This is a genomic window from Streptomyces sp. NPDC014894 (assembly GCF_043080985.1).
Lineage (GTDB): Bacteria > Actinomycetota > Actinomycetes > Streptomycetales > Streptomycetaceae > Streptomyces.
This window is the reverse complement of record NZ_JBIBWD010000057.1, coordinates 1-1587: the sequence shown is the minus strand read 5'-3', so window position 1 is coordinate 1587 and position 1587 is coordinate 1. Positions and strand designations below refer to the sequence as shown.

General features: G+C 68.4%; 1 protein-coding gene. It reads left to right on the top strand.

Annotated elements, in window-relative coordinates:
• The first annotated feature begins 242 nt into the window (after positions 1 to 242).
• Positions 243 to 1313 carry an MBL fold metallo-hydrolase gene (locus tag ACF089_RS35900; protein WP_392036436.1) on the top strand — a complete coding sequence of 357 codons (1071 nt, stop codon included), beginning with the start codon at positions 243 to 245 and terminating at the stop codon, positions 1311 to 1313.
• Positions 1314 to 1587 lie beyond the last annotated feature (274 nt).

Sequence of the window (1587 nt, the reverse complement as noted above, 5' to 3'; positions counted from 1 at the left end):
CTTCATCCCCCGCCTCATCGACCTCCACCGCGCCGGACACTTCCCCTTCGACCGCCTCATCACCCTCTACGACTTCGACCACATCAACGAAGCCGCCGACGACACGCGGACCGGAGCTGCGATCAAGCCCGTGCTGCGCATCGGGGAGTAGTCCCCACCACGAGGACCGCTCCCCGCATCCATGGAGCCCCGGCGTCATCCGCGCCGCGCTCCGCGTCTCCACCAGCCACAAGGAAAGTACGATGACCGACTCCCAGAAGCACGGCGAGCCCACCGACCGCCACCAGCTCGGCGCGGCGGGCATGCCGCTCAACACCCTCGCCGACTACCGGCCGATTCCCGCCGACGCCTACGGCGCGCTGTTCCTGCCGAACCGGCTCGCCCAGGGCTACCACGTCGAGGAGATCCACGACGGCGCCTACTACGTCACCTCGGGGGCGTACGACACCATGTTCGTCCGCACCGGCAACGGCGTCGTCGTGGTGGACGCCCCGCCGCTGCTGGGGACCAACCTCAAGCGCGCGATAGCCGATGTCACCGACGAGCCCGTCACCCATCTCATCTACAGCCACTGGCACTCCGACCACATCGGCGCCGCCGGCATCTTCGCCGCCGACAAGCCCAAGGTCATCGCCCACGACTACACCCGCGAGATGATCCAGCGCTGGCCCGACCTCGGCGGCGACCGCCCGCTGCCCGTCCCGACCGACACCATCACCGAGAGCGACACCCTCGACGTCAACGGCGTCCGGTTCAACCTCGACTACCACGGCGTCAACCACACCCCGGGCAACATCTTCATCTACGCCCCGCGGCAGAAGGCCCTCGCGGCGATCGACATCATCAGCCCCGGATGGAGCGCGTTCAAGAACTGCGACGCCTCCGAGAACATCCGCGGCTGGGCCGAGGCCCACGACTGGATCCTCTCCTACGACTTCAAGGGCGTCGTCTCCGGCCACGTCAACCGCTACGGCACCCCCGAGGACGCCAGGGCCTCCCGCGACTACACCAACGACATCATCGAGTTCGCCAAGGAAGCCCTCAGTGAGGGCCAGGAGTTCGAGTACATCGAGAAGATCGGCTTCTCCAACGCCTGGGTCCTCTGGGAGAACTACTTCAACGAGATGACCAACTACGTCACCAAGAAGACCCTGGAGAAGGTCACCGACAACGGCCAGACCTGGGCCCAGCGCCTCGCCGGCGCCGACGTCATGACCAAGTACCACGCCTACACCATCCTCGAAGCCCTCCGGCTCGAGTACGGCATGGTCACCGGCTTCGAGAAGCTGATCATCCCCCAGTCCGGCGAGTGACCGCTCCGGCCGGCCCGGCGGGCCCGGGCGCGGACCACGGTCCGCGCCCGGGCCCGCCGGGCCGTCCGCCGCGGTCCGCCCGCGCCCGATATCATTCGTTATGGAACAAACTTCTGGAGGGTACGCATGAGCCAGGGCACCGAGAGCGCCTCCCGCGAGAGGGCGGGCGGGGAGGCCGGGCGGCAGGGTTCGCCGTCGCGTCCGCTGGACCGCACCGAGCGGGCCGTGTGGCTGGGCCTCCTCGCCACCCATATGCGGCTGCTGCGCACCCTCG

Coding starts and splice junctions, on each gene's coding strand:
- ACF089_RS35900 (WP_392036436.1), top strand. CDS start 243: ATGACCGACTCCCAGAAGCACGGCGAGCCCACCGACCGCCACCAGCTC.